The sequence below is a fragment of the Paenibacillus woosongensis genome (assembly GCF_030122845.1).
Classification (GTDB): Bacteria; Bacillota; Bacilli; order Paenibacillales; family Paenibacillaceae; genus Fontibacillus; species Fontibacillus woosongensis_A.
This window is the reverse complement of sequence record NZ_CP126084.1, coordinates 1,678,797-1,701,045: the sequence shown is the minus strand read 5'-3', so window position 1 is coordinate 1,701,045 and position 22,249 is coordinate 1,678,797. Positions and strand designations below refer to the sequence as shown.

Annotated in this window: 24 protein-coding genes and 1 riboswitch; of the genes, 10 read left to right on the top strand and 14 right to left on the bottom strand. The window is 52.1% G+C overall.

From position 1 onward, the window contains the following. Positions 1-36 precede the first annotated feature (36 nt). Together QNH46_RS07465 and QNH46_RS07460 are read right to left on the bottom strand one after the other, a co-directional pair. Positions 37-1,848: a serine hydrolase domain-containing protein gene (locus QNH46_RS07465; RefSeq protein ID WP_283927552.1), complete on the bottom strand. Its 1,812-nt coding sequence runs from the start codon at positions 1,846-1,848 to the stop codon at positions 37-39. Between the two features lie 201 nt (positions 1,849-2,049). After that, positions 2,050-2,628 (bottom strand): TetR/AcrR family transcriptional regulator, encoded by a 579-nt coding sequence (locus QNH46_RS07460; protein WP_283927551.1) that lies wholly within the window; start codon positions 2,626-2,628, stop codon positions 2,050-2,052. A 399-nt stretch (positions 2,629-3,027) separates the two neighbouring features. Between QNH46_RS07460 and QNH46_RS07455 the strand changes: the two genes are divergently transcribed. Beyond that, positions 3,028-3,621 carry a 50S ribosomal protein L25 gene (locus QNH46_RS07455; protein ID WP_283927550.1) on the top strand — a complete coding sequence of 198 codons (594 nt, stop codon included), beginning with the start codon at positions 3,028-3,030 and terminating at the stop codon, positions 3,619-3,621. A gap of 59 nt (positions 3,622-3,680) precedes the next feature. Here the strand turns inward: QNH46_RS07455 and QNH46_RS07450 are convergent, their stop codons facing one another. Continuing rightward, positions 3,681-4,130: a GNAT family N-acetyltransferase gene (locus QNH46_RS07450; RefSeq protein ID WP_283927549.1), complete on the bottom strand. Its 450-nt coding sequence runs from the start codon at positions 4,128-4,130 to the stop codon at positions 3,681-3,683. 124 nt (positions 4,131-4,254) lie between these two features. On the opposite strand from QNH46_RS07450, the gene speD reads away from it, so the two are divergent. After that, positions 4,255-5,064, top strand: coding sequence for an adenosylmethionine decarboxylase (gene speD, locus QNH46_RS07445; protein ID WP_155609403.1), 810 nt, complete (start codon positions 4,255-4,257; stop codon positions 5,062-5,064). Positions 5,065-5,074: 10 nt separating this feature from the next. On the opposite strand, the gene QNH46_RS07440 is transcribed toward speD, so the two are convergent. From QNH46_RS07440 to QNH46_RS07420, 5 genes are all read right to left on the bottom strand, one after another. Further along, a complete protein-coding gene (locus QNH46_RS07440; protein WP_430691890.1) occupies positions 5,075-6,268 on the bottom strand; it encodes a metal ABC transporter substrate-binding protein in 1,194 nt (397 codons plus the stop codon). Beyond that, complete coding sequence (locus QNH46_RS07435; protein WP_283927548.1) at positions 6,265-7,146, bottom strand: metal ABC transporter permease; 882 nt, start codon at positions 7,144-7,146, stop codon at positions 6,265-6,267. Before QNH46_RS07435 ends, QNH46_RS07440 begins: the two co-directional genes overlap by 4 nt. Next, positions 7,083-7,799 carry a metal ABC transporter ATP-binding protein gene (locus QNH46_RS07430; protein WP_283927547.1) on the bottom strand — a complete coding sequence of 239 codons (717 nt, stop codon included), beginning with the start codon at positions 7,797-7,799 and terminating at the stop codon, positions 7,083-7,085. The genes QNH46_RS07435 and QNH46_RS07430 overlap by 64 nt, the downstream gene beginning before the upstream one ends. Before the next feature lie 101 nt (positions 7,800-7,900). Further along, positions 7,901-8,050, bottom strand: a complete 150-nt coding sequence (rpmG, locus tag QNH46_RS07425; protein WP_283927546.1) for a 50S ribosomal protein L33 — start codon at positions 8,048-8,050, stop codon at positions 7,901-7,903. 46 nt (positions 8,051-8,096) lie between these two features. Beyond that, the gene (locus QNH46_RS07420) at positions 8,097-9,314 is read right to left on the bottom strand and encodes a GTP-binding protein (protein WP_283927545.1); all 1,218 of its coding nucleotides are present in this window, start codon (positions 9,312-9,314) and stop codon (positions 8,097-8,099) included. Positions 9,315-9,526: 212 nt separating this feature from the next. On the opposite strand from QNH46_RS07420, the gene QNH46_RS07415 reads away from it, so the two are divergent. From QNH46_RS07415 to QNH46_RS07405, 3 genes are read left to right on the top strand one after another with little or no spacing between them, the layout of a single operon-like run. Continuing rightward, the gene (locus QNH46_RS07415; protein ID WP_283927544.1) at positions 9,527-10,570 is read left to right on the top strand and encodes a permease; all 1,044 of its coding nucleotides are present in this window, start codon (positions 9,527-9,529) and stop codon (positions 10,568-10,570) included. Positions 10,571-10,606: 36 nt separating this feature from the next. Continuing rightward, a complete protein-coding gene (locus QNH46_RS07410; protein WP_283927543.1) occupies positions 10,607-11,098 on the top strand; it encodes a DUF1980 domain-containing protein in 492 nt (163 codons plus the stop codon). After that, complete coding sequence (locus tag QNH46_RS07405) at positions 11,099-11,467, top strand: TIGR03943 family putative permease subunit (protein WP_347342991.1); 369 nt, start codon at positions 11,099-11,101, stop codon at positions 11,465-11,467. Positions 11,468-11,569: 102 nt separating this feature from the next. On the opposite strand, the gene QNH46_RS07400 is transcribed toward QNH46_RS07405, so the two are convergent. From QNH46_RS07400 to QNH46_RS07385, 4 genes are all read right to left on the bottom strand, one after another. Then, positions 11,570-12,364 (bottom strand): ABC transporter ATP-binding protein, encoded by a 795-nt coding sequence (locus QNH46_RS07400; RefSeq protein ID WP_283927542.1) that lies wholly within the window; start codon positions 12,362-12,364, stop codon positions 11,570-11,572. Beyond that, on the bottom strand, positions 12,364-13,281 hold the full coding sequence (locus QNH46_RS07395) for an ABC transporter permease (RefSeq protein ID WP_283927541.1): 918 nt from the start codon (positions 13,279-13,281) through the stop codon (positions 12,364-12,366). Before QNH46_RS07395 ends, QNH46_RS07400 begins: the two co-directional genes overlap by 1 nt. Before the next feature lie 31 nt (positions 13,282-13,312). Then, complete coding sequence (locus tag QNH46_RS07390; RefSeq protein ID WP_283927540.1) at positions 13,313-14,380, bottom strand: ABC transporter substrate-binding protein; 1,068 nt, start codon at positions 14,378-14,380, stop codon at positions 13,313-13,315. Between the two features lie 291 nt (positions 14,381-14,671). Continuing rightward, complete coding sequence (locus QNH46_RS07385; protein WP_283928375.1) at positions 14,672-16,156, bottom strand: copper amine oxidase N-terminal domain-containing protein; 1,485 nt, start codon at positions 16,154-16,156, stop codon at positions 14,672-14,674. A gap of 178 nt (positions 16,157-16,334) precedes the next feature. After that, positions 16,335-16,378, top strand: a riboswitch (PreQ1 riboswitch). A 140-nt stretch (positions 16,379-16,518) separates the two neighbouring features. On the opposite strand from QNH46_RS07385, the gene queC reads away from it, so the two are divergent. The 5 genes from queC to QNH46_RS07360 all read left to right on the top strand — a co-directional run bounded on the left by queC (position 16,519) and on the right by QNH46_RS07360 (position 20,013). Beyond that, positions 16,519-17,187 (top strand): 7-cyano-7-deazaguanine synthase QueC, encoded by a 669-nt coding sequence (gene queC / locus QNH46_RS07380; protein WP_283927539.1) that lies wholly within the window; start codon positions 16,519-16,521, stop codon positions 17,185-17,187. Further along, the gene (gene queD / locus QNH46_RS07375; protein ID WP_283927538.1) at positions 17,184-17,678 is read left to right on the top strand and encodes a 6-carboxytetrahydropterin synthase QueD; all 495 of its coding nucleotides are present in this window, start codon (positions 17,184-17,186) and stop codon (positions 17,676-17,678) included. Before queC ends, queD begins: the two co-directional genes overlap by 4 nt. A 58-nt stretch (positions 17,679-17,736) precedes the next feature. Beyond that, entirely contained in the window at positions 17,737-18,411 is a 675-nt protein-coding gene (gene queE, locus QNH46_RS07370) for a 7-carboxy-7-deazaguanine synthase QueE (RefSeq protein WP_283928374.1), read from the top strand. A 53-nt stretch (positions 18,412-18,464) separates the two neighbouring features. Next, a complete protein-coding gene (gene queF, locus QNH46_RS07365) occupies positions 18,465-18,962 on the top strand; it encodes a preQ(1) synthase (protein WP_283927537.1) in 498 nt (165 codons plus the stop codon). A gap of 79 nt (positions 18,963-19,041) precedes the next feature. Continuing rightward, positions 19,042-20,013, top strand: a complete 972-nt coding sequence (locus QNH46_RS07360) for a 2-hydroxyacid dehydrogenase (RefSeq protein WP_283927536.1) — start codon at positions 19,042-19,044, stop codon at positions 20,011-20,013. A 95-nt stretch (positions 20,014-20,108) separates the two neighbouring features. On the opposite strand, the gene QNH46_RS07355 is transcribed toward QNH46_RS07360, so the two are convergent. Next, positions 20,109-20,351: a YczO family protein gene (locus QNH46_RS07355; protein WP_283927535.1), complete on the bottom strand. Its 243-nt coding sequence runs from the start codon at positions 20,349-20,351 to the stop codon at positions 20,109-20,111. Positions 20,352-20,412: 61 nt separating this feature from the next. Next, complete coding sequence (locus tag QNH46_RS07350) at positions 20,413-21,942, bottom strand: MDR family MFS transporter (RefSeq protein ID WP_283927534.1); 1,530 nt, start codon at positions 21,940-21,942, stop codon at positions 20,413-20,415. Positions 21,943-22,249: the final 307 nt, after the last annotated feature.

Genomic DNA, 22,249 nt, shown 5'->3' with positions numbered 1-22,249 from the left:
TATCTTGTCTAGCATCCCTTGGTCAAGCGTCCGCCGCTAAATCAGCTGCCAATACATGAACAGCGATAACAGCATCCAAGCCGCGGTCGTAAATAAAATGTAATGGATGCGCCCGGACATTCTCCAATACTTTCTCCTCACTACGATAACAGCAAATATAAGCATGGATATTCCAATGATCATCAGCAGCCAGGGAAGTACATCCAATAACGAATTCCATGAAGGCATTATGCCAAAAGCTGCCTTCGGCAAGCCATACACAGGATCGATTTGGCCGTTTATAGCCACTCCGGTCAGGATAGCCAGGGTCAGTACGCCAAACGCTATGGCGGCTCCTGCTGCGGCACGCGCCAGCTTAGCAGATGGCGTTCGGGCTTTAGACCGTCTTAAGAGCCGAAGTACTGCCCGAATACTCCAGACGATGAGAGTGATGATGATAAACAGTACAATAGCGATCATCGTCAGAAACGTAAATGAACTGGACGCATACCAAGGGGCCTTTGAATACGTCATCGGGCCGTCGGACATGAGCATCGTATTGCCGTAAGGGTCAGCCCCGAACACGATCGTGCGGAAGCCGCCATAATAATCCTGTGTTCGCTGCTCCCTTAAATTAAGGTAAACGCCAGGTTCTATTTCCACAAAACGGTTTACTTCTCCTGCATGGCTGACGAGCAGGTATCCCTCTTTATCCAGCTGTACTTGAATCAGTCCCATTGTTAAGCTCAGAAACCGTTCAGAAGTCGTGAAGCTGCGCCTGTTCTGCTGATATTCCCCGACATATTGGCGGGAACGTTCAATCGTCCCTTCAGGCGGCAGCGGATGATCTGCAGGAGGGGCAGGATAGTAATGATCCATGAATGCTTGAAACAAGCCGAGATGGGCCAAATAACTGCCCCCGCTGTAGGAAACGAACAGGCCGAGATTTCGCTCGGGAACCAAATACAGCCCCGTATCGAACAGCATTGTACTACCGCCATGAAAAAGCGTCCGCTCTCCATTAAAGACTCCTTCCATAAATCCGAACGCTGTGCCGGACAGCAAGGGATGCTGCGTAAATTGCTGATTCCGCATGGAACGGATCGTTTCTTCATGAAGTATGCGCCCTCCTTGCCCGTTCTCGCCTGGTAAATAAGCCAGCATAAATTTGGACATGTCGGCAGCCGAACTGCTCATGCCGCCGGCCGGACCAGGAACGAATTCAAATCTGCCTTCTTCGTATTCCCCTTGCGCAAGCCGATACGCCCGAGCCATATGCGGCTGCAATCGTTCCGGCAGCGGCTGGCGGAAGCTGCTGTATTCCATCCCAAGCGGCGCAAAAATATGCTGTTCCACATAATCTTCGAATAACTGGCCCGCTGCCCTCTCGACAATATAGCCGGCCAATGCCGTGCCATAATTGGAGTACGCTACGACCTCGCCAGGAGGAAATGCCCGCTGCGGCATATAAGTACGCACATAATCTGCAAGCGGAAGCATTTGCTGCTCATCCAGCCTGAAAATCCTGTCGGGATAGTCCTCAAACCCGGCGGTATGAGTCATAAGATGGGTCAAGGTAATCGGCGCGACAGCAGGCTCCCTTGCTGATTGTGCATAGAGTCGGTCCGGCATTTTAAAGTCCAAGTATGTATTGATATCGGCTTCAAGGTCAAGCTTCCCCTGTTCGACAAGCTGCATGACGGCGGTCCAAGTCAGCAGCTTGGAGGTTGATCCCATCCGAAACAGCGTTTGCTCCGGGTTTACGGGAACCTCCTTCTCCCGATCGGCATAGCCATATCCATGGCTGAAGATAACCTCCCCATTAGCGACAACGGCTACCGCGGCATTCGGGATGTTGAACTTTTGCATCTGTATTTTCATTTCTTGATCCATAAAAGCTTCAATGTCTGCATATTTCGCTTTGCTTGTCTGAGATTGATTGCCAGCTTGAACAACTGGACCGAAAAGCAGTGTGCCACACAATAAAACGAATAACATGAAATATACCCGCATTACTCCCATAACCTCCTCTTTTTTTAAAATATGCGGTGACATGACCACCCGCTTTAGCTAAAGCGAGCCTTGCTGCCGCAAGCGTGCCCCCGCGATCACATCGCCAGCAGTCTGATCCAGCAGCGCTATAGCCTGCTCCTCGCTGAAGGATTCGGGAAGCAATCCGTTTGCGATCATGACCGAAAGACCGAGCTGAAATATTCTCATTTTCAATAAAATAAGCCGCAATTCCTCATCCTCGAAACCGGCTAAATCAGCATCCTCCTTCATCTGCTCCATGAGGAATGGAGCCATGTCCTGATCGTAACCCTTCATGTGATCGTTCTGCTTCATGACAAGATCCCTGAACAATACGCTGTATTCCTTGGCAAACCGCAAGCTGGCTGCGCCGATATCGTGAAACGGATTCCCCGTATCCATGTCCATCAATATTTCCCTGCTAAGTTCAGAGATTTTTCCAATGACAGCCTGGATCAGCTCCTCTACGTTTGCAAAGTTAACGTAAATCGGGGCGATAGAGCTGCCGAGCCGGCTGGCTACTTTTCTAATGGTAATGTGATCTAGCCCCTCCACTCGAGCAATTTCAAAGGCGACCTGGATAATTTCCTCTCTGGAGAATTTTTTTTGCGGCGGCATTTCCTTGTCACTCCTCTTATATAACACTTGATATGTATCATATGATATATATTAAACACAGAAACAGGTTTCCGTCAACATGATCTTTATCCATAATAAATGCGGGAGGTGATGATTGAGCATAATTATGGTAATTGATACAATATGATGAATAACAGCTGTCAGTTGTCGACAGGCCAACAGGTTTATGCTATCGTTACTTTATAAGGCATTTCGCTTCCTACGGAGCGAAGTGCCTTCATGCATATATACATTTATTAACATTTAATGTTAACCAGGGCGGTGATGTCATGGTGCTCTTTATATCCCCCGCGCAGGGGGCGAAATCAATGTTCACGGACGGATAGGGATTTTGGGAGCACAAAATATTATGGTTGAATAACAAGGAGTGTTGTAGTGATGAGAGCATGTTTTGCAGCGGAACAAAGATCACCCATGAACAGGTCGGGCCTGAAGCGCCTGCGCCAAAGCGGACGTCTTCCGGGCGTAGTTATGGGATTGAACAAAGAAAGCGACATGATTCATATTTCCTCGCAGGAATTTCAACGTTGGGTCAGAGGCGGAGGATCAGGGTTATTGGAGGTCCAAGTGGGAGGCTCCGATAAAGTCCCTGTACTGCTCGAAGGATTGCAGCGGGATGCTGTGACACGCGAATATATTCATGTGGATTTCCTCCGTGTAAAGAAGGATGAACTCGTTCGTACGAGAGTAACGCTTGATTACGTCGGTACCCCGAAGGGTACGAAATTGGGCGGCATCGTGCAGACACAGAGCACATTCATCGAGGTCGAAGCATTGCCTCACCAGCTGCCGTCATCCATCAGCGTCGATATTAGCGAGCTGGATGTTGGCGATTCACTTCTAGTCGGAAATGTAGAGCTTCCGCCTGAAGTTACGCTGCTGTCTTCGGAAAACGAGCTTCTCGTTTCTGTCGTTACTCCGAGAATCCAATCCGAGGATCTCGAGTCCCAGGACGAGTCGGCGGAAGAATAATTATAAATGCGAAAGCACAAAGCGGCGGGTCCGGCATAATACCGGGCCTGCCGCTTTTTTTAATTGGATGAAGATGATACATATTCCTCTCGCAAAATGCCGTAGATCTCCAGATCAACCACGCCCTTGCCGGACCATAAATGAGCTTGCCGCAGGATGCCTTCCTGCCTAAAGCCGTTTTTGAGCAGCACCTTCTTGGATGATTCGTTGGGCGGCAACACTTCTGCCTGGATGCGGTTTACATGAGCTGCTTCAAATAGAAATTTGACCAAAGCCTGTACCGCCTGCGTTGCAATCCCTTGTCCCCAATGCGATTCCGCCAAAAAATAGCCGATCATCGATTTGACGGTTTCTTTATTATGCTTGGGTATAATTCCGCAATACTCGAATACATTGTCATTGCTGTATATGGAATATACCTCGTCAAGATGGCCAGGCTCAATCCTCTTCATGATTAGGTCTCTCGATTCCAACAGCGGAAATGCATCAAAAATAGCTTGCATATTCATCGGACCGCTCCTCTGCAAATAAAGTGCCAACTCCACTATAATCCATATTTCTTTCGGCCGTTAGGGATATGGAAGAATGGGTATAAAGATAATTAAGGCATATCATTTCTTAACGGAGGCTGCTATGACACTGACACCGAAGCAGCGTGTAGAGCTGCACGAATTCAACAACCTGACCAAATCGCTAAGCTTTAATATGTATGATATCTGCTACACGAAAACGAAGGAAGAACGGCAGGCCTATATAGAATATATCGACGAGCAGTATAATTCCGACAGGCTGACCCAGATTCTGATAGCCGTGTCCGACATCATTGGAGCCCATGTGCTCAATGTGGCCAAGCAGGATTACGTGCCGCAAGGGGCGAGCGTAACCGTGCTTGTATCGGAGGGGCCTGTCGTCGAGGTGCCTACGGAATCTTTTGAGGAATCGCCTGGGCCGCTGCCTGACAACGTAGTGTTGCAGCTCGACAAGAGCCACATTACGGTCCATACGTATCCCGAATATCACCCGGACGAAGGAATCAGCACGTTCCGGGCTGATATCGACGTGTCGACCTGCGGTGAAATTTCGCCGCTCAAGGCGCTGAATTATTTAATCCATTCCTTTGATACGGACATTATGACGATCGATTACCGGGTCCGCGGGTTCACCCGGGATATCAACGGGCATAAGCTGTTCATCGACCACGAGATCAGCTCCATTCAGAATTACATCCCGGATGAAGTTGTCGATGCGTACCATATGATTGATGTAAACGTCTATCAGGAGCATATTTTCCATACCAAATGCAAGCTGAAGGAATTTGACCTGAACAATTATCTGTTCGGCTATACGAAGGACAAGCTAAGCCCGCAGGAGCAGGCGGAAATCACTGAGCTGCTGAAAACGGAAATGGATGAGATTTTCTATGGCAGAAACATCTCATCCTAAGGCTTTAAAGCTATTCGTTAAGCGCTAATTTTAACGCGTCTAAATTTTGCCGCATCAGTACGATGTAATCCCGGCTGCTGCTCAAATCTTCCTCCGTCAACCCTTCGATCGGGTTAAGAACGGCCGTTTGGGCGCCGATTTCTTTAGAGATGGCTTCGGCTACTTTGGAGGATACCAGAGTTTCGAAGAAAATCGTTTTTACATCATTTTCCTTAGCAAACTTGACGATTTCCGCCATCTGGGCTGCCGACGGCTCCAGCTCCGGCGACAGCCCGGCAATCGGCACCTGCCGGAGCCCGTAATCCCGGGCGAGGTAACCAAATGCGGCGTGCTGCGCAATGAAATCCTTGCGCTTCACGCTTGCAAGCGTCTCTCTGAACTCCTGATCCAATACCTCCAGCTTCGCCACGTAGGCGTCCGCATTTTTCCTGAATAGCTCCTGATGCTCCGGTGCAGCCTGGGACAGACCTGCTTCAATATTGCGAACCTCTGTGATCGCAAGGGCCGGAGAGAGCCACACATGCGGATCCAGCCCGCCGTGATCATGATCGTGATTATGGTGACCGGCTGCTTCATGTTCATGGTTGTGATCGTGATCCTCTTCATGCGCCTGCTCGCGGTCATGCTCGTGGTCGTGGTGATGCGCCTGGTCATGCTCGTCGTCATGCTCGTGAGCCCCTTCTTCAGCAGGTTCATGCCCATCTCCGTCATGATGATCATGGCCTTCAGCATCCTCGATCATGTCGAGACCTTGGCTGGCTTCGATTTTCACGAGCTTCTTGCTGCTGACGGCGGATAGAACCTGCTCTACCCAGCCCTCCATGCCAGCGCCGTTATAGACGAACACATCGGCCTCCTCCAGCTTGGCGATATCCCGGGGCGTTGGCTCCCAGTCATGCGGCTCCACGCCGCTTGGAACAAGCATCTGTACATTAGCCGCATCTCCCGCCACCTGTTTCGTGAATTCGTACATCGGATAAAAGCTGACCTGAATATCGAGTTTATCCTTGCTGGGAGAATCAGGAGCCGCCGAGGCGGGAGACTCCGCTTCTGCTCCGCCGGCGCCTGCTCCCCCCTTAGCGCCGCAAGCCGCAACGACCATGATGACTGCAAGCAGCAGTGCGGCGGCAGCCAGCCCTTTATTCCCTTTGTTCCATACTCTATTCCTGCCTGCACTTCCTGTTTGAATGCGATGTTGATTCAACTTTCCACTCCCTCTCGAAGATTTGAAATTCTGCTCCCTTGTCCCATAAGCAGGGCTTGTTGTTTGTACCTGCCCTGCCTTCGCCGCAGCTTCTGTACGAGCATGGCGGACAACAGCATCAATAGCAGCATGAGCGAAATCGTGCCCCCAGGCGGTACGTTCACATAATATGAAATGGTCAAACCGCTGAAGATGCCCAGCCATCCGGCCGCCACCGAAATCAGAATTGCCATCGTGAACCCGCTGGCTATACGCAGGGCCAGCGAGGCTGGCAGAATCATAAGCGAAGAGATGAGCAGGACGCCGACGATTGGCATCGCTGCGGCCACCGTCATCCCGGTCAATATCGCAAACGAGAATGACAGCCGCTTCACCTGCAAACCGCTGATCTGCGCCGTCTCTTCGTCAAAGGTCATATTATAGAGCGGCCTGCGCAGCACGAACAAATAAATCATGCCTGCAGCCGTCACGGTGCCAATCAACCACAGTCCCGCATCATTCACCGCGACGATCGAGCCGAACAAATAGGAGCTGAAGCTTTTGCTCCAATTGGTACGCAGGCTCATGAGCACGATGGCAAGGGCAAGACCCGAGGTCATAATGATCGCTACGGACATTTCGCTATAGGTCCGATAAGCCCGTCTCAGCCCATCCACAAGAGCTCCGCCTAGCACCGCAGCTGCAATTCCGGTCACGGCAGGATTCATTCCAAGGAGGGAGCCAAGCGCCACCCCGGCCAAAGAGACATGGGACAGCGTGTCCGCCATCAATGCCTGCCGCCTGAGCATCAAATAGACGCCTAAGACGGGAGCGATTATTCCAAGCATAGCTCCGGCCCAAAACGCACGCTGCATGAACTCGTAGTCAAACATTGCCATCCCTCGCTCTCCCGCTGTTCCAATGAAATGATGCGATCCAAGTATTTTCCCGACTCCTGAAGCTCATGCGTCACCATGATAACGGTCATGCCATGCGATGTAACATAATGGCGCATAAGCTGATAGAAGCCCAATCTTCCCTGCTGATCCATTCCCGCCGTAGGCTCATCCAGAACAAGCACATTCGGCTGCCCCGCCAAAGCCCTGGCAATGCAGATCCGCTGCTTCTGCCCCCCGGACAGCTCCCCGACTTTACGATGCTGGTATTCCCACATCCCGACCTGTTTCAAGCTCTGCTCGACGATCTCGTGCTGTCCCGCGGCAAACCGCTTGAACAGGCCCAGCCGGGAATAACAGCCTGACCTGACCAGCTCCAGTACGCGGCTGGGAAAACCGCTATTGAAAGACGCCACGTTCTGCGGCACATATCCGATACTCAAACATTCCCCTTCCAATGCCTCGGTGTGAATATGCACCGAACCGCTCCATGGCTTCAGCAAGCCGAGCAATAGCTTTAGCAGCGTTGTTTTGGCGGCGCCATTAGGGCCGGTAATCCCGACGAATTCTCCTTGATGAATATCCACGGAAATGCCGCTTAGCACGGGCGTATCCCCATATCCGAATACGACATTCCGCATGGAAGACAAAATCATGCAAATCCCTCATTTATACGTAAATATTACGATTAAACAAAACGGCATTGCGCCCTTTCATCCGTCGATGTAAGACGCTGCAGCGCGTTTATGTCCTCACCCTATCTAGTTTCGCGATGAATCGTATATTTCTTTAGACGCGGCGAGTACTTTCTTAACTCTAGGCGTTCGGGATGCGTTTTTTTGTTTTTCGTTGTGGTATAGTTGCGATCCCCACATTCTTTGCATGCCAGCGTTACGACTACTCTCATTCGATACCCTCCCTTCAATCCGCCAGCTCTCTGCCTGGTATGCTCCCTACCTAAGGCCTGCTGCCAAATATTCCCCATCGCTGATCCACGGCAGCGGGTTATGGAAGCTGGCCCAATCCAAGCTCATTTCTTCCTCAGTTAGCAGGCATTGATCCAGCGATTCTTCTATCTCGGCACGGTTCATATGTATGCCGATAAAGACGATTTCATTGAGGCGGTCACCCCATACTTCATCCCATTTCCGCCTCATCTCCGGCTCGCTGCGGAAGACCTCCTCCTGCTGCTCTGGAGGAAAGGACGCCAGCCACTGCCCCGCCGGACCGAATTGAATCGACGGCCCGGCCTGGCTCAAGCTAGCCGCCAAATCCGTCTTGGCCGCGATCCAGGCCAGGCCTTTCGCCCGTACGACCTCTTCAGGCCAGTCGCTCATAAAGCCAGCCAGCCGCTCCGGATGAAACGGCCGCACCCTGCGGTACACGAAGGAACTGATGCCGTATTCCTCCGTCTCGGGGGTATGGCTCTCCTGCTGAAGCTCCTTGATCCAGCCCGCAGATAGGCTCACCTCATCGAAATTGAACAAGCCTGTATTCAATATTTCCGCAGGATCAATGCTGCCATGCTGCGTTCGGATGAACCTGGCAGTAGGCTGCAGCTTCCTGAGAACTCTCTCCAGCTCATCCAGCTCCCCCTCTCCGACCAGGTCGCATTTATTCAGGACCAACACATTGCAGGTTTCGATTTGATCGATCAGCAGATCCACAACATCCCGTGTATCCCCTTCACCGCTGGCTTCGCCTCTCTCCAGCAGCGTCTCTCCGGAGGAGAAGTCATGCCAGAAACGATAAGCGTCCACGACAGTTACCATGCAGTCCAGCCTAGCCAATCCACGCAAATCAATCCCTGTCTCCGTACCCTCATAAGTGAAAGTCTGGGCAACCGGAATCGGTTCGCTTATGCCAGTAGATTCAATGAGGATATAATCAAATCTTCCTTCCTCCGCCAGCTTCTGTACTTCCTTCAGCAAATCATCCCGCAGGGTGCAGCAAATGCAGCCATTGGACATCTCCACCAGCTTCTCCTCTGTCCGCGACAGATTCGTTTCTGCGCTAACCAGCTCTGCGTCGATGTTTATTTCGCTCATATCGTTGACAATGACGGCAACTCTCAGCCCTTGGCGATTATTCAGCACATGGTTCAGCACCGTCGTTTTTCCTGAGCCCAAGTACCCGCTGAGTACGGTAACTGGTAATGGTCGATCAGTCATTCTACCAACTCCCTCCGCAGTTCAGAATAATTTCTTAAAGTGATATTTATTCGTAATAATTACGATTAACAAAACCTAATATAATGCCTACTCCCCGGTTTGTCAATGCTGGATGACCGGCAAAATTCATGATTTTTTGTTCTGAACCTCGTCCGTTATTAATAGTAATTATTATGATTAAGATAATCGTATGAAAAATAGAGGAGATTGCTATGAACCCATTGCCCCTAACCCGATGGCTTCCCTTTTTGCTTCCCGCAGCCTTTGTGCTGGCCTGTCTCATGGTCATCGCGCCCGCTCTGCCGCTTTTGGTATCGTTCGACCTCAATTATCTCCATCTGTTCAAGACAAGCTTTATCGGCATACTGCTGGAGGCGCTCCCTTTCGTGCTGATCGGGGCCCTGCTCTCCTCGCTCGTACATCTGTATATTTCCGAGGACACGTTAAGCAGATGGATTCCAAAGCACCCTGCCGCCGGCATTTTGTTCGCCTGTACGCTGGGCTTCATATTTCCGATGTGCGAATGCGGGATGATCCCCTTAATCCGCAAGCTCATTCAAAAAGGCATGCCCGTATACATGGCCGCCGTGTTCATTCTGGCCGGACCGATCGTGAATCCGGTTGTGTACGGAGCAACCTATATGGCGTTTCGGCTGCATCCGGAAATGGTCTATGCCAGAATGGGATTAGCCTTCCTTGTCGCCGCAGCGATCGGCTGGATGATCTACGCCACCTGGAAAGGAGATCCGCTAAGAAGCAAACTCCTTTCCGGCGCAGCTTCAAGCCACCATCATAATCATTACCATGAGCACAACCATGACCATCATCACGGCCCTTCCCGGCATGGCGGGAAAATAACAGCGATATTCGTTCACGCGGCCGACGAGGTATTTGATATGGGAAAATACTTGATCATGGGCTGCCTCATTACGGCCGCGATTCAATCCTTCGTTCCCAGGGAGAGCCTTCTCGTCATCGGCGGAGGTCCTGTTGGTTCCTACGCCTTCATGATGGGCTTCGCTTTTCTATTATCGCTGTGCTCAACCTCCGACGCGTTTGTCGCTGCCGCGTTCACGCATACGTTTTCCGCCGGCTCCCTGCTCGCCTTTCTCGTGTTTGGACCGATGCTGGATCTCAAGAACGTCCTCATGCTCCTGTCCGTCTTCAAAGCCAAATTTGTCATATATTTCGCCTTTCTCATCTGTACTGTCGTATTTATTGGTTCTGTCCTCGTAGGCAAACTCTATTTAAGCTAATGTCCAATTCTTAAGCGATGAAAGGAGGTTACCGGAATGACAAATCCCCGCACAACGCTGCGGCGGCAGCAGCTGGCACGAAGCTTCATTTTGCTGGCCTTTGCCTTATTTATCGCCCATCTGTCCAGAAGCGGCACGCTGCATTACTACATCGCCCCGAAAATGGAGCCTTGGCTCCGCTACAGTGCGATCCCGCTTACGGCCATGTCCCTGAGTCTCGCCTGGGAGGCGCTGTTTCGCAGCGCTTCTCCCGCCTGCGGCTGTGAGCACCATGATGCCCCTGCATCCCCGTTAAAGAATGCCGCTGTTTACACCCTCTTCCTTGTTCCGCTGCTGCTCGGCGTTGTTATGCCGGATCAGGCGCTGGGCAGCATGGCTGCAGATCAAAAGGGCATGCAGCTCTCTTCACCTGCGCTGAACGCGGAGCATCTGAGCGATATTTTCACCGCCCCGGATAAGTACAACACGGAATTCGCCGAGCTCGCCAAAAAATTATACCCTCAAGACATTATCGAGGTTAAACCGTAAATTTACTCTGAAACGATAGGCGCCTTCGAGCTGTTCAAGGATCAGTTCCGGGGTAAAACCGTAAAGCTGAGCGGTTTCGTCTATGAAGATCCCGGCTCGGACAGCGCGCGTGAATTCGTTGTTGGCCGCTTCCTTGTCCAATGCTGCACCGCGGATGCCTATCCGTTCGGCGTCGTCGTTTCCTCTGTGCGGCCTCTTCCCTGGTTTGAGCGGGACGCCTGGATCGAAGTGCAGGGAACCCTGCAAACGGCGCTCCGGAACGGCCGGGAGATCCTCGCTGTCTCAGCGGAGGAAATCCGCGAAATCCCCCGCCCGGCGACACCTTACGTTTATCCGAATGATCATCCCCTTGATGCTTTCGACAAATGATGCGAAAAAAAGCCACCATCCCCCAACCGCATTTGCATGCGTCAAGGGAATGGCAGCTTTTATGTGGTGCGCACAATCTGCTGAGCAGACGGCGCATGATTTCTATCCGAGCACGACGCGGTCGTCCGACAGCTTGTGCCCGCTGATTCTCTCGAATTCGCCGAGCAGCTCTTCGATCGTCAGCGTCTTCTTCTTCGCTTCATTTACGTCAAGAATGATGCGGCCCTTATCCATCATGATGAGGCGATTGCCGAGACGTATGGCCTGCTCCATATTATGCGTCACCATCAGCGTCGTCAGCTTCATCTCGTTTACAATGCTCTGCGTAAGCTGGGTCACCAGCTCGGCACGGGCCGGATCAAGCGCGGCGGTGTGTTCGTCCAGCAGCAGAATTTTCGGCTGTGTGAAGGTCGCCATCAGCAGGCTGAGCGCCTGGCGCTCACCCCCGGACAATGTGCCAACTTTGGCCCGCAGTCTGTTCTCGAGTCCGATGCCAAGCCGGCTGAGCTGCTGGCGGAACAGGACGCGTCGCGAGGCGTTAATGCCCAGCCCTAATCCTCTGATCTTCCCCCGTGAATACGCCATCGCCAAGTTCTCTTCGATCGTCATATTCGGCGCCGTTCCGGCCATCGGATCCTGGAACACCCGGCCGATCCAGCGGCTTCTCCGGTGCTCGCTCAAATGACTGACCTTGCTGCCCGCGATGCGAATTTCACCAACGTCAGGTTTGAGCACGCCGGAGATCATATTCATCAAGGTGGACTTCCCGGCGCCATTACTGCCAACTACGGTGACAAAATCTCCTGGCTGTAAATGCAGACTAACGTCAGCGAGCGCAATCTTCTCATCCGGTGACCCGGGATGAAACAGCTTGGATACATTCGATAGCTCCAGCATTAACGCCCACCCCCCAAACCTGCATGTTCACCAAGCGACTCCGCAACCTCTGTTGAACGTTTCCGGGCAAGCGAGCGCTGCTTCGATGCGCGGCGCGCGGATGGAAGCACCAATGCAACGATGACGATCACCGCAGTAATCAGCTTCAAATCCGAAGACTCGAACCATGGGATACGAAGAGCGAGAGCGACCACTACCCGGTATACGATTGAACCTACAATAGCGGCCAGCGTAGCAAAGAATACGGTTCTCGCCCCCAGAATGGCTTCCCCGATAATGACGGAAGCCAGCCCGATCACGATCATGCCAATCCCTGAAGTAATATCGGCAAAGCCGGACTGCTGGGCGATCAGCGCACCCGACAAGGCAACCAGCCCGTTCGACAAACTTAGGCCAAGAATAATCGTATTATCGGTATGCGCACCGAAGCTGCGAATCATGCGCTTGTTGTCTCCGGTCGCGCGCAGCGCAAGCCCGAGATCCGTCTTAAAGAACAAGTCCAGCAGCAGCTTGACCACTACAACGACAAACGGCATCAGCAGCAGCGGAGAAATGGAGCTAAAGAGCGTTGTTTCACCCAGCAGCGCAACGTTTGGCTTGCTCAGAATCCGCATATTAATCGAGTACAGCGCGATCATCATCAATATCCCTGAGAGCAGCCCGTTAATGCGGCCTTTCGTATGAAGCAGCCCCGTCAGCATTCCGGCGATAATCCCGCCGAAGCAAGCGAGCAGGGTAGCCGTTACCGGATTGGCTCCTTTCGTAATCATAACCGCAGCGATCGCGCCGCCCGTCGTAAAACTTCCATCTACCGTTAGATCCGGAAAATCCAAAATACGAAAAGTTATATATACTCCGAGCGCCATCAACGCATAGAGCAGGCCGGATTCAAGGGCTCCGATTAACGAGTTCACCATGATGAGTACCTCCTAAATGATTGAAACCAGCCTATTCAAGCAAGTTATTCTCCTTGTCGTTAACCAAGTCCTTCATGGCGTCGGTAACCTCGATTCCTTGCTCGGCGGCTGCCTTGAGGTTCAGGATCAGATCCAGCTTGTCAGGGAAGGTAACCGGCATGTCGCCAACTTTCTTGCCTTCCTTCAACACTTCAACGGCCATTTCGCCCACCTGGTAGCCATGATCGTAATATTTAAAACCAACTGTGGCAAAAGCACCCTTCTCTACCGTATCGCGGTCGCTGGAGAAGAACGGGATATCATGCTCATTCGCAATTTGAATGACGGTGCTAACTGCTTCGACAACCGTATTGTCCAGCGTCGTATACAGTGCATCGGCACGGCCAACGAGCGATTCTGCCGCCTGCTTCACTTCAGAGGTGTTCGTTACCGGCGCTTTGATCAGCTTAATGCCATGTTTTTCAAGCGCTTTTTCCGCATGATCCGCCATGATCACGGCATTCGGCTCGCCTTGGTTAATCACGACGCCAACCGCTTTTACTTCCTTGAAGTTCTCAGCGATGAAATCCATCAGCTTGACAATGGCTTCCGGGTTCGTGTCAGATGCCCCCGAGACATTTCCGCCTGGCTTCTCCAGATTATCGACCAGCTTGGCATCGAGTGGATCGGTAACACTCGCGAACAAAATCGGCGAGTTCTTAACCTGGCCTACAAGAGCTTGAGCAGGAGGAGTAGCAATCCCGAGTACAAGATCGTATTTCACTCCGGCAATTTTTTGCGCAATCGTCAAGTTATTGGTTGGGTCTCCCTGCGCGTTGTTATAGTCGAGCTTCAGGTTCTCGCCCTCCACGATGCCCGCATCTTTCAGCGCAGCGAGGAACCCTTCACGAGTCGCGTCCAAGGATGGATGCTCGACGATTTGCGAAATCGCAACTTTGTAGCTCTCCTTGCTCGTATCGGCCGGAGCCCCAGCCTCAGCATTGCCTTGGTTGGCCGCATTCCCGGTGTTGCTGCCGCCTCCGGCATTATTGCTGCCGCAGCCGATCACCGTAATCAGCATAGCGGCAATGACCATGAATACTCCAATCTTCTTTTTCATACCGACAACCCCTCTCTCAAAACAATAATAGATAACCCCCATAAAGATTTAGGCCACGAAAGCATGATCTTGCTAACGCTTTCCTATATGAAAGTGTTAAAGCACATAATCATGACGGGCTGCTCTTTTTGAAGTAAGTATTATTCCTATCTTAAATGGAGGTTTATGGTACGTCAATTATTAAATAGCGGTCAATTTGCTAACCAAAAAAAGAACTGCGAGCCTATCCGGTTCCCCCGAACAAGCCGCAGTCCTTCTCTGCTGAATCTGGTTCACGCCGACGACTGGCAATTAGTCGCGCGTTACCGTAATCCAGCCATCCTCGTCTACATGCACCTTCGCTCCCAATGCTTCAGAGATGAAACGAAGCGGCACATACGTCTTGCCGTCCGTATGGATGAACGCCGGCTCGGATAGCACTGCTGCCTGCCCAGCTACTTTGGCTTGGCTGGAGCCGACCGTCAGCACAATCTCCGCTTGCGTGATATCATCAATGATCGTAATTGTCTTCGTTTCCTTGTTCCATTTGATCTCTGCGTCCAGCTCAGCGGACATATAGCGGAGCGGCACGAAGCTGGTGCCGTTCTTCTTGATCACTTCATAGTAATCGCCCGGATAACCGATCAACACATATTTGGAAGTGATCTGCATCTCGTCCTTGAGCAGCTTATAAATGATCGAGCCCGGCTCGAAATTGCGCAGGATTTGCCCCGGAGTGATCTCCTCGTCCGCAAGATCCAGCTTGCCTGCGCTTAAGTCAACTTGATCGACAGCTACAGTTCCGCCAATATTCCACATTTCAGCTTCACTGCTCACCTTAACCGCTTTGACAGGCACGCCTTCGCCTTGAGGGATCGCTACCGTCAGCTCCATGTTCTGTTTGCGCGTGTTCAGATCGCCATCGAAGTACAGATCTGTTTTGAGTACAGTGTCTTTGCCAAGCACGGTGCTGAGCTCCGGCGATTCTTCAAACAGAGCAGCAGCCTGCTGGTCGTAATCCTTCAAGATCTCTTCCAATGCTTCCTTAACTACGCCGTACATGGCGGCTACGGCGAACTCTTTGGAGGTTGCCGGTTCTTCATCAAAAGCGTCCGTTCCCAATTGGGCGCTAAGAATCGGATACATGGCGTCATAGAAAGCGCCAATCTGCTCCTTCAAGCCCGCTTCGTCCTTCGCAACATTCGTCAGCAGCGGCTTGGCCAGCTTCACCAGCTCATCGCCGCGAATTTCGGCATGCAGATGAGTCAGACTGAGTGTTTCTTCATTGACTTTCTCCTGCACTTTTTTCACAGAAATCGTGGAAGGGTTCGGCATATGCTTCAGCAGGAAGCCAGCAGCCTTAACCCCAAATTCCTGAACCTGCTCATTGTATTGCTCAAGGTCAAGATAGTCAGAGGAATCCTCTAAGGATATGTACAGCGGCTGTTGTGCCCCTTCAACTTGGATCGCCATGCTAGTGGCGTCCATGGAAATATGGTATGGAAGCTTCTCTCCGGAAAAACCGACCGAGCCTTTGAGCGACATCGTCGAAGCATCCTTGATAATAGCATGATCTACCGTTAAAGAAATGGAATTGATCAAATCTATAATTTCCTTGTCTTCCGCGGACACGTTATCCGCAGGGACAACCTCGACCGAAACCTTCTGTCTGGATTCGCTGGACTGAACTTCCAAGCTCTTCTGCAGAGCTTTGTTGACGTCAAAGCCCCCTACAGCCTGGCAGCCCGTTAGAAAAACTAACATTAGCACTAGCGGCAGCGCCAGCCATTTGCTCATTTTCTTCAAAATATGACCTCCTATGAATTAATATATTCTATTATCCTGTATCCACAGCGCCTTGTAAATAAGAGAAAACAACTACTTGACAGCTCTTGGAACAACAGCTTCCCCTTTATTTATGCTATAATGGCATCGAACATTAAGCACAATTGAAGAAGATCCATGCTGCTAAGGCATGGGAGAGGTTCGCGAACTCCCTCTATAAAAAACTAACGGCGCTATGCGCTTTTTTGCCATGCCCTTTTAGGGTATTGTGCAGTTTTTTCATAGTGTTCCAGTTCAAGAACTCTCTTTCTTCTATTCGTAAAATGATGCACCTCGCATCCTTTCGCAAAATTCAGAAGAAGAGAGGTTTTTTTATGCTTCAACACGAAAAAGCCGTCGTCGTATTCAGCGGCGGCCAAGACAGCACCACCTGCCTGTTCTGGGCATTGAAGCAATTCCGCGAAGTTGAGGTCGTAACCTTCAATTACGGCCAGCGCCACAAGCAGGAAATCGAATGCGCCCGCGGAATCGCCGATGAGCTCGGGGTCAAATTCCACCTGCTCGACATGGGACTCTTGTCTCAATTAAGCCCGAATGCGCTGACTCGCCACGACATGGACATCGTCCATGAGGACGGCGAGCTCCCCAACACGTTTGTGGAAGGACGCAACCATCTGTTCCTCAGCTTTGCAGCAGTCCTTGCCAAAGGAGTCGGAGCAAGGCATATCATTACCGGCGTATGCGAAACGGATTTCAGCGGTTATCCGGATTGCCGGGACGCCTTCGTCAAATCGCTGAACGTTACGCTAAATCTGGCCATGGATCATAATTTCGTCATCCATACCCCGCTCATGTGGCTAGATAAGGCCGCCACATGGCAGCTTGCCGACGAACTTGGCGCCTTCGACTATATCCGGGAACGCACGCTCACCTGCTATAACGGCGTCATCGGCGACGGCTGCGGGGAATGCCCAGCCTGCAAACTAAGGCTTGCCGGCATGGAAGCTTATCTCCAGACGCGAGCCAAGGGGGCGACATCATGAGCTTCGTACCCGGCGAATTTCGCATCGTCGACAAGCTGCAGAAGCTTGGCGAGGACATCCCTCGCTCCAAATTAAGATATCATCAGCGGCGCGTGCTGGTGAGCAAAGAGTTCACATTCGACGCCGCACACCACTTACATGCATATGACGGCAAATGTAAAAACTTGCATGGTCATACCTATAAAGTCGTATTCGGAATCAGCGGAATCCCGGACGAACTCGGCCTGACGATAGACTTCGGCACGATCAAGACGATCTGGAAGCAGGAGATCGAAGGGTATCTCGATCACCAGTATCTGAACGAGTCGCTGCCGCTGATGAATACAACGGCGGAAAATATGGCCGTATGGCTGTATGAGCAAATGGAGCAGGCGCTGCAAAAAGATGCTTACCGCGCCCCCGAGCTGCAGGCCCGAATGGAATTCGTCCGCCTCTACGAGACGCCGACCAGCTACGCCGAAGCGAGACGGGAGTGGATGAACGGTGAGTAACCAGCATCAGCCGATTCCCGTCCTGGAAATATTCGGGCCAACGATTCAAGGGGAAGGCATGGTCATCGGCCAGAAGACGATGTTCGTCCGCACGGCGGGCTGCGACTACCGCTGCTCCTGGTGCGATTCGGCCTTTACCTGGGACGGCAGCGCCAAGGATGATATCCGCACGATGACGGCCGAGGATATTTATGCCGAGCTGCAAGCTCTGGGCGGCGGCCGCTTCTCCCATGTGACGCTGTCCGGCGGCAACCCTGCCCTCCTCGGCGGGCTCGGCGCATTGGTGACACTGCTCCATGAGAATGGGATTGCCGTTGCCGTCGAGACGCAGGGCTCCCGCTGGCAGGACTGGCTCGCCGAGATCGACCAGGTGACCCTGTCGCCGAAGCCGCCCAGCTCGGGCATGACGACCGACTGGAGCGCACTGGACGACGTTGTATCGAGGCTGGCAGACCGGGCTCATCCTTACGGCCAGAGCCTGAAGGTCGTCGTCTTTGACGAGGCGGATCTGGCCTACGCGAAAAAGGTGCATGCCCGCTATCCGGACATTCCGTTTTTCCTGCAGGTCGGCAATCCAGACGTCAGAAGAATGGATATTCAGCAGCATACCGCCGACCTTCTGGAGAGATACGAACAGTTGATCGATCAGGTCGTCGCTGATCCAGAGCTGAACGATGTCCGCGTACTGCCTCAGCTTCATGCTCTCGTATGGGGAAACAAACGCGGCGTCTAGCGTTCTCTATTATTGCTGAAAATAAGAAACAATCCGCTTAGGAGGAATTAAATATGACTGGAAGACAAAACGAAGAGCTTCAGGATTTAACGCTGCTTGGCAATCAAAAGGTGCCGTATTCTTTTTCCTATGATCCAGGCATTCTTGAAAGCTTCGATAACAAGCATCCCTACCGCGATTATTTCGTGAAGTTCAACTGCCCGGAGTTCACGAGCCTGTGCCCGATTACGGGACAGCCCGATTTCGCGACCATTTATATCAGCTATATTCCCGATATCAAAATGGTTGAGAGCAAGTCCCTGAAGCTGTATCTGTTCAGCTTCCGCAACCATGGCGATTTCCATGAGGACTGCGTGAACATCATCATGAACGATCTGATTAAACTGATGGACCCGAGATATATTGAGGTCTGGGGCAAATTTACGCCAAGGGGCGGCATTTCGATCGATCCATACTGCAATTATGGCCGTCCCGGCACGAAATACGAGGCCATGGCCGAGCAGCGCCTGATTCAGCATGACATGTATCCGGAGAAAATCGATAACAGATAAATCAGGGTTCAGACTGCTGCAATCTGTTACAATAAATAAATAGACGATTGCAACCTATTCCGGAGGGGAGAGAACTGCCTTGAAGCCGAAAGTATTCATTGCCCGCAACGTGCCTAAGGAAGTAGAAGACTATATTGCCGAGCATTGCATCTATGACAAATGGGACCGCCCCGAGCTGATCCCGCGTGACGCCTTGCTGGCCAGCCTGTCCGATGCGGAGGGGCTGCTGACCTTTGGCGGCAAAATCGATGCCGAGCTGCTGGATCATGCGCCGAAGCTGAAGGTGGTCAGCACGATGAGCGTGGGCTACAACCATTTCGATCTGGATGCGATGAAAGCCCGCGGGGTCATGGGAACCAATACGCCGGACGTTCTCAACGAGACGGTCGCGGATCTGATCTTCGCCCTGATGCTGGCTGCCGCCCGCAGGGTTGCGGAGCTTGACCGCTACGTAAAGGAAGGCCGATGGAAACGCGGCAACAACCAGGATTTGTTCGGCCTGGATGTCCATCATAAGAAGCTGGGAATCATCGGCATGGGCGGCATCGGGGAAGCCGTTGCCCGCCGGGCCAAATGGGGCTTCCAGATGGACGTCCTGTACCATAACCGCAGCCGGAAGCCCGCTGCCGAATCGGAGCTTGGAGCCAAGTATTGCTCCATGGATGAACTGCTTCAAGAAGCCGACTTCATCGTGCTGATGACGCCGCTGACCCCGGAAACGCAGCGTCTGATCGGCGAGCGGGAATTCGGGCTAATGAAGCCGAGCGCGATCTTTATCAATGCTTCCCGGGGGCAGACCGTCGATGAGCAGGCGCTTATCCAGGCTTTGGAGCAACGGACCATTTACGGGGCTGGCCTGGACGTCTTTGAGCGGGAGCCTATTTCTCCGGACAACCCTTTATTGAAGCTGCCGAATGTCGTTACCCTGCCTCATATCGGCTCGGCAACGAGCAAGACGCGCTTCGACATGGCGATGCTGGCCGCCGAGAACCTGGTCGCCGCCCTCAGCGGTAAAATCCCGCCGCAGCTCGTCAAGGAGCTGCGCCCGTAGGCTATGTTTAGAGCAACTGCTGCGGTTTTTGCCTAACAACAACAAAGGATGGATCAGGGCCGCTGATCCATCCTTTTCCTTTTGCCGCATGACGGCTATTCGTTGTCCTCAAAGCCGGTATGATACTTGCCTTCGCTTGAAGATCGATGCTTGGTTACCGCCTTTTCCCTTTCCTCCCGAACTTCCAGCCTCAAATCCTCCACGGGGATCGGGTCGACATGCATTTCGCTTTCATGCATATCAAACAAGCTTGGCCTACTCGTCGGGTACTGCTCGGGATGATCCCACCCTCTTGCCTGGTCACCGGGCTTAGAACCACGTTTGGACTTGTCCACCATGTCATCACCTCGTACGCGTTGTAATCTTTTTATACCTCAAAAAGCTGCAAAATAAACGTACCTACGAGGAATGCTGCGGCTGCTCCTCCCTTTTGCCCTTCGGAGATATACGGTCATTCGGCATGCACAGCACAACGAGAACCGCTAATCCAGCGGGAATCAGAGCCCACATAAACGTATGCGCGATGGATGAGGAGAGTGCTTCCGTTATTGTCTCCAGCACCGGCGGCGGAATTTCTCCCCTCTTCTCCGGGGACAGCACTTCCCTTATATCCCCGAACGACTGCCCGGATTGACCCATTCCCATCCCTTCGAATGCCCGCTTCATTTCACCTGCAACCAGATTTCTCTGCACGATTCCAAAAATCGTGATCCCCAGCGTCATGCCTAGCGACCGCAGGAACGAGTTCGTGGACGTGGCCGCTCCGCGCTGGCGCATATCAAAATGATGCACGGCCGCCATGCTCAGCACGGAAAAGGAATAACCCACCCCGAATCCGGTCAGGATGCTGTACAACGTAAGCAAAGTACGGGTCGTATCGATGGACATCGTGCTTAAGGCGAATATTCCGCTCACGAAGCAAATGACGGAAATAGTCATGATCGTCCGGTAGGACAGCCGCGTGGACAACATCCCGCCCAGCATGCTGCCTACGACCGAGCCGATCATCATCGGCATCAGAATGAGACCCGAGTTCGTCGCCGAACCGCCGAATACGCCTTGAACGTAAATAGGAATGAATACGGTCGCCACGATGAACACGCTGCCATAGAGCAGGGCCAGTCCGCTGCTCGTCGCGTAAAGCCTGTTCTTGAACATGCTAAATGAAATGATCGGCTCCTCCGCCCGCGTTTCGATGAACAGAAAAGCGATAAATAAAACAGCAAAGCCCGTGAATAGGCCGAGAATGGCCGTGGAATCCCACGGATAAGTTTCACCGCCCAATTCAAGCGCGAACATCAGGCACACGACAGCGCCGACAAGTGTAGCTGCGCCGCCCCAATCGATGCGCTGCTTGGAACGGGATAACGATTCACGATAGAACAAAATAATCAGCACGAGACAGACCAGGCCGATCGGCACATTGATGAAGAACACCCAGTGCCAGCCCAGCGTATCCGTAATATAGGCGCCAAGCAGGGGGCCGAAAATGCTGGAGGTTCCAAACACCGCGCCGAGAAGACCGGTCATCTTTCCCCGCTTCTCCAGAGGAAAAATGTCATATATAATCGTAAAAGCAATCGGCATCAGCGCTCCGCCGCCAATCCCCTGAATGGCCCGGAAGATGCTCAGCTGCGCAATGCTGCCAGCGATGCCGCACAGCACCGAGCCGCCCAGAAATGTAATGATCCCGAAGATAAAAAAACGCTTGCGCCCATACATATCGGACAGCTTGCCAAAAATCGGAGTCCCGGCCATTACGGCAACCATATAGGCCGAAGTGACCCAAACGAACTGCTCCATGCCGCCAAGCTGCGACACAATCGTCCCCATAGCCGTAGTAACGATCGTGTTGTCCATCGCCGACATCAGGATCGCCAGCATCAAGCCGATCAAAATGAGAGATGTGTTGTCCTTCTGTTTGGTCATCAAATAGGTATGCTCCTTTAACTAATTCAAATTGGAAATACTTGCTTCTGTTGTTTATTTTATTGAAAGCAGGCGGAATGTAAAGCTGCTCCTCCTGATTCGCTCTCTCCTGCCTCGGCTCGACAAATAATTATAATACGACAAAGTACGAGTATTCACTTACAAATATTGTAATAATATGATACAATAATACCGTGATCACAACCTCATCTATTTCAAGCTTGATTAGATAACTTCACATGAGGATGTCCTGAATGAGGACGTCTTTTTTCTTGAAATACTTGCCCCGAGAAGAGCTGCTAAACTA

Excerpts from the sequence above, each read along its gene's own strand:
- QNH46_RS07465 (WP_283927552.1), bottom strand. The coding sequence starts at position 1,848 with ATGCAAAAGTTCAACATCCCGAATGCCGCGGTAGCCGTTGTCGCTAAT.
- QNH46_RS07460 (WP_283927551.1), bottom strand. The coding sequence starts at position 2,628 with ATGCCGCCGCAAAAAAAATTCTCCAGAGAGGAAATTATCCAGGTCGCC.
- QNH46_RS07455 (WP_283927550.1), top strand. The coding sequence starts at position 3,028 with ATGAGAGCATGTTTTGCAGCGGAACAAAGATCACCCATGAACAGGTCG.
- QNH46_RS07450 (WP_283927549.1), bottom strand. The coding sequence starts at position 4,130 with ATGAATATGCAAGCTATTTTTGATGCATTTCCGCTGTTGGAATCGAGA.
- speD (WP_155609403.1), top strand. The coding sequence starts at position 4,255 with ATGACACTGACACCGAAGCAGCGTGTAGAGCTGCACGAATTCAACAAC.
- QNH46_RS07435 (WP_283927548.1), bottom strand. The coding sequence starts at position 7,146 with ATGGCAATGTTTGACTACGAGTTCATGCAGCGTGCGTTTTGGGCCGGA.
- QNH46_RS07430 (WP_283927547.1), bottom strand. The coding sequence starts at position 7,799 with ATGATTTTGTCTTCCATGCGGAATGTCGTATTCGGATATGGGGATACG.
- rpmG (WP_283927546.1), bottom strand. The coding sequence starts at position 8,050 with ATGAGAGTAGTCGTAACGCTGGCATGCAAAGAATGTGGGGATCGCAAC.
- QNH46_RS07420 (WP_283927545.1), bottom strand. The coding sequence starts at position 9,314 with ATGACTGATCGACCATTACCAGTTACCGTACTCAGCGGGTACTTGGGC.
- QNH46_RS07415 (WP_283927544.1), top strand. The coding sequence starts at position 9,527 with ATGAACCCATTGCCCCTAACCCGATGGCTTCCCTTTTTGCTTCCCGCA.
- QNH46_RS07410 (WP_283927543.1), top strand. The coding sequence starts at position 10,607 with ATGACAAATCCCCGCACAACGCTGCGGCGGCAGCAGCTGGCACGAAGC.
- QNH46_RS07400 (WP_283927542.1), bottom strand. The coding sequence starts at position 12,364 with ATGCTGGAGCTATCGAATGTATCCAAGCTGTTTCATCCCGGGTCACCG.
- QNH46_RS07395 (WP_283927541.1), bottom strand. The coding sequence starts at position 13,281 with ATGGTGAACTCGTTAATCGGAGCCCTTGAATCCGGCCTGCTCTATGCG.
- QNH46_RS07390 (WP_283927540.1), bottom strand. The coding sequence starts at position 14,380 with ATGAAAAAGAAGATTGGAGTATTCATGGTCATTGCCGCTATGCTGATT.
- QNH46_RS07385 (WP_283928375.1), bottom strand. The coding sequence starts at position 16,156 with ATGAGCAAATGGCTGGCGCTGCCGCTAGTGCTAATGTTAGTTTTTCTA.
- queC (WP_283927539.1), top strand. The coding sequence starts at position 16,519 with ATGCTTCAACACGAAAAAGCCGTCGTCGTATTCAGCGGCGGCCAAGAC.
- queD (WP_283927538.1), top strand. The coding sequence starts at position 17,184 with ATGAGCTTCGTACCCGGCGAATTTCGCATCGTCGACAAGCTGCAGAAG.
- queE (WP_283928374.1), top strand. The coding sequence starts at position 17,737 with ATGGTCATCGGCCAGAAGACGATGTTCGTCCGCACGGCGGGCTGCGAC.
- queF (WP_283927537.1), top strand. The coding sequence starts at position 18,465 with ATGACTGGAAGACAAAACGAAGAGCTTCAGGATTTAACGCTGCTTGGC.
- QNH46_RS07355 (WP_283927535.1), bottom strand. The coding sequence starts at position 20,351 with ATGGTGGACAAGTCCAAACGTGGTTCTAAGCCCGGTGACCAGGCAAGA.
- QNH46_RS07350 (WP_283927534.1), bottom strand. The coding sequence starts at position 21,942 with ATGACCAAACAGAAGGACAACACATCTCTCATTTTGATCGGCTTGATG.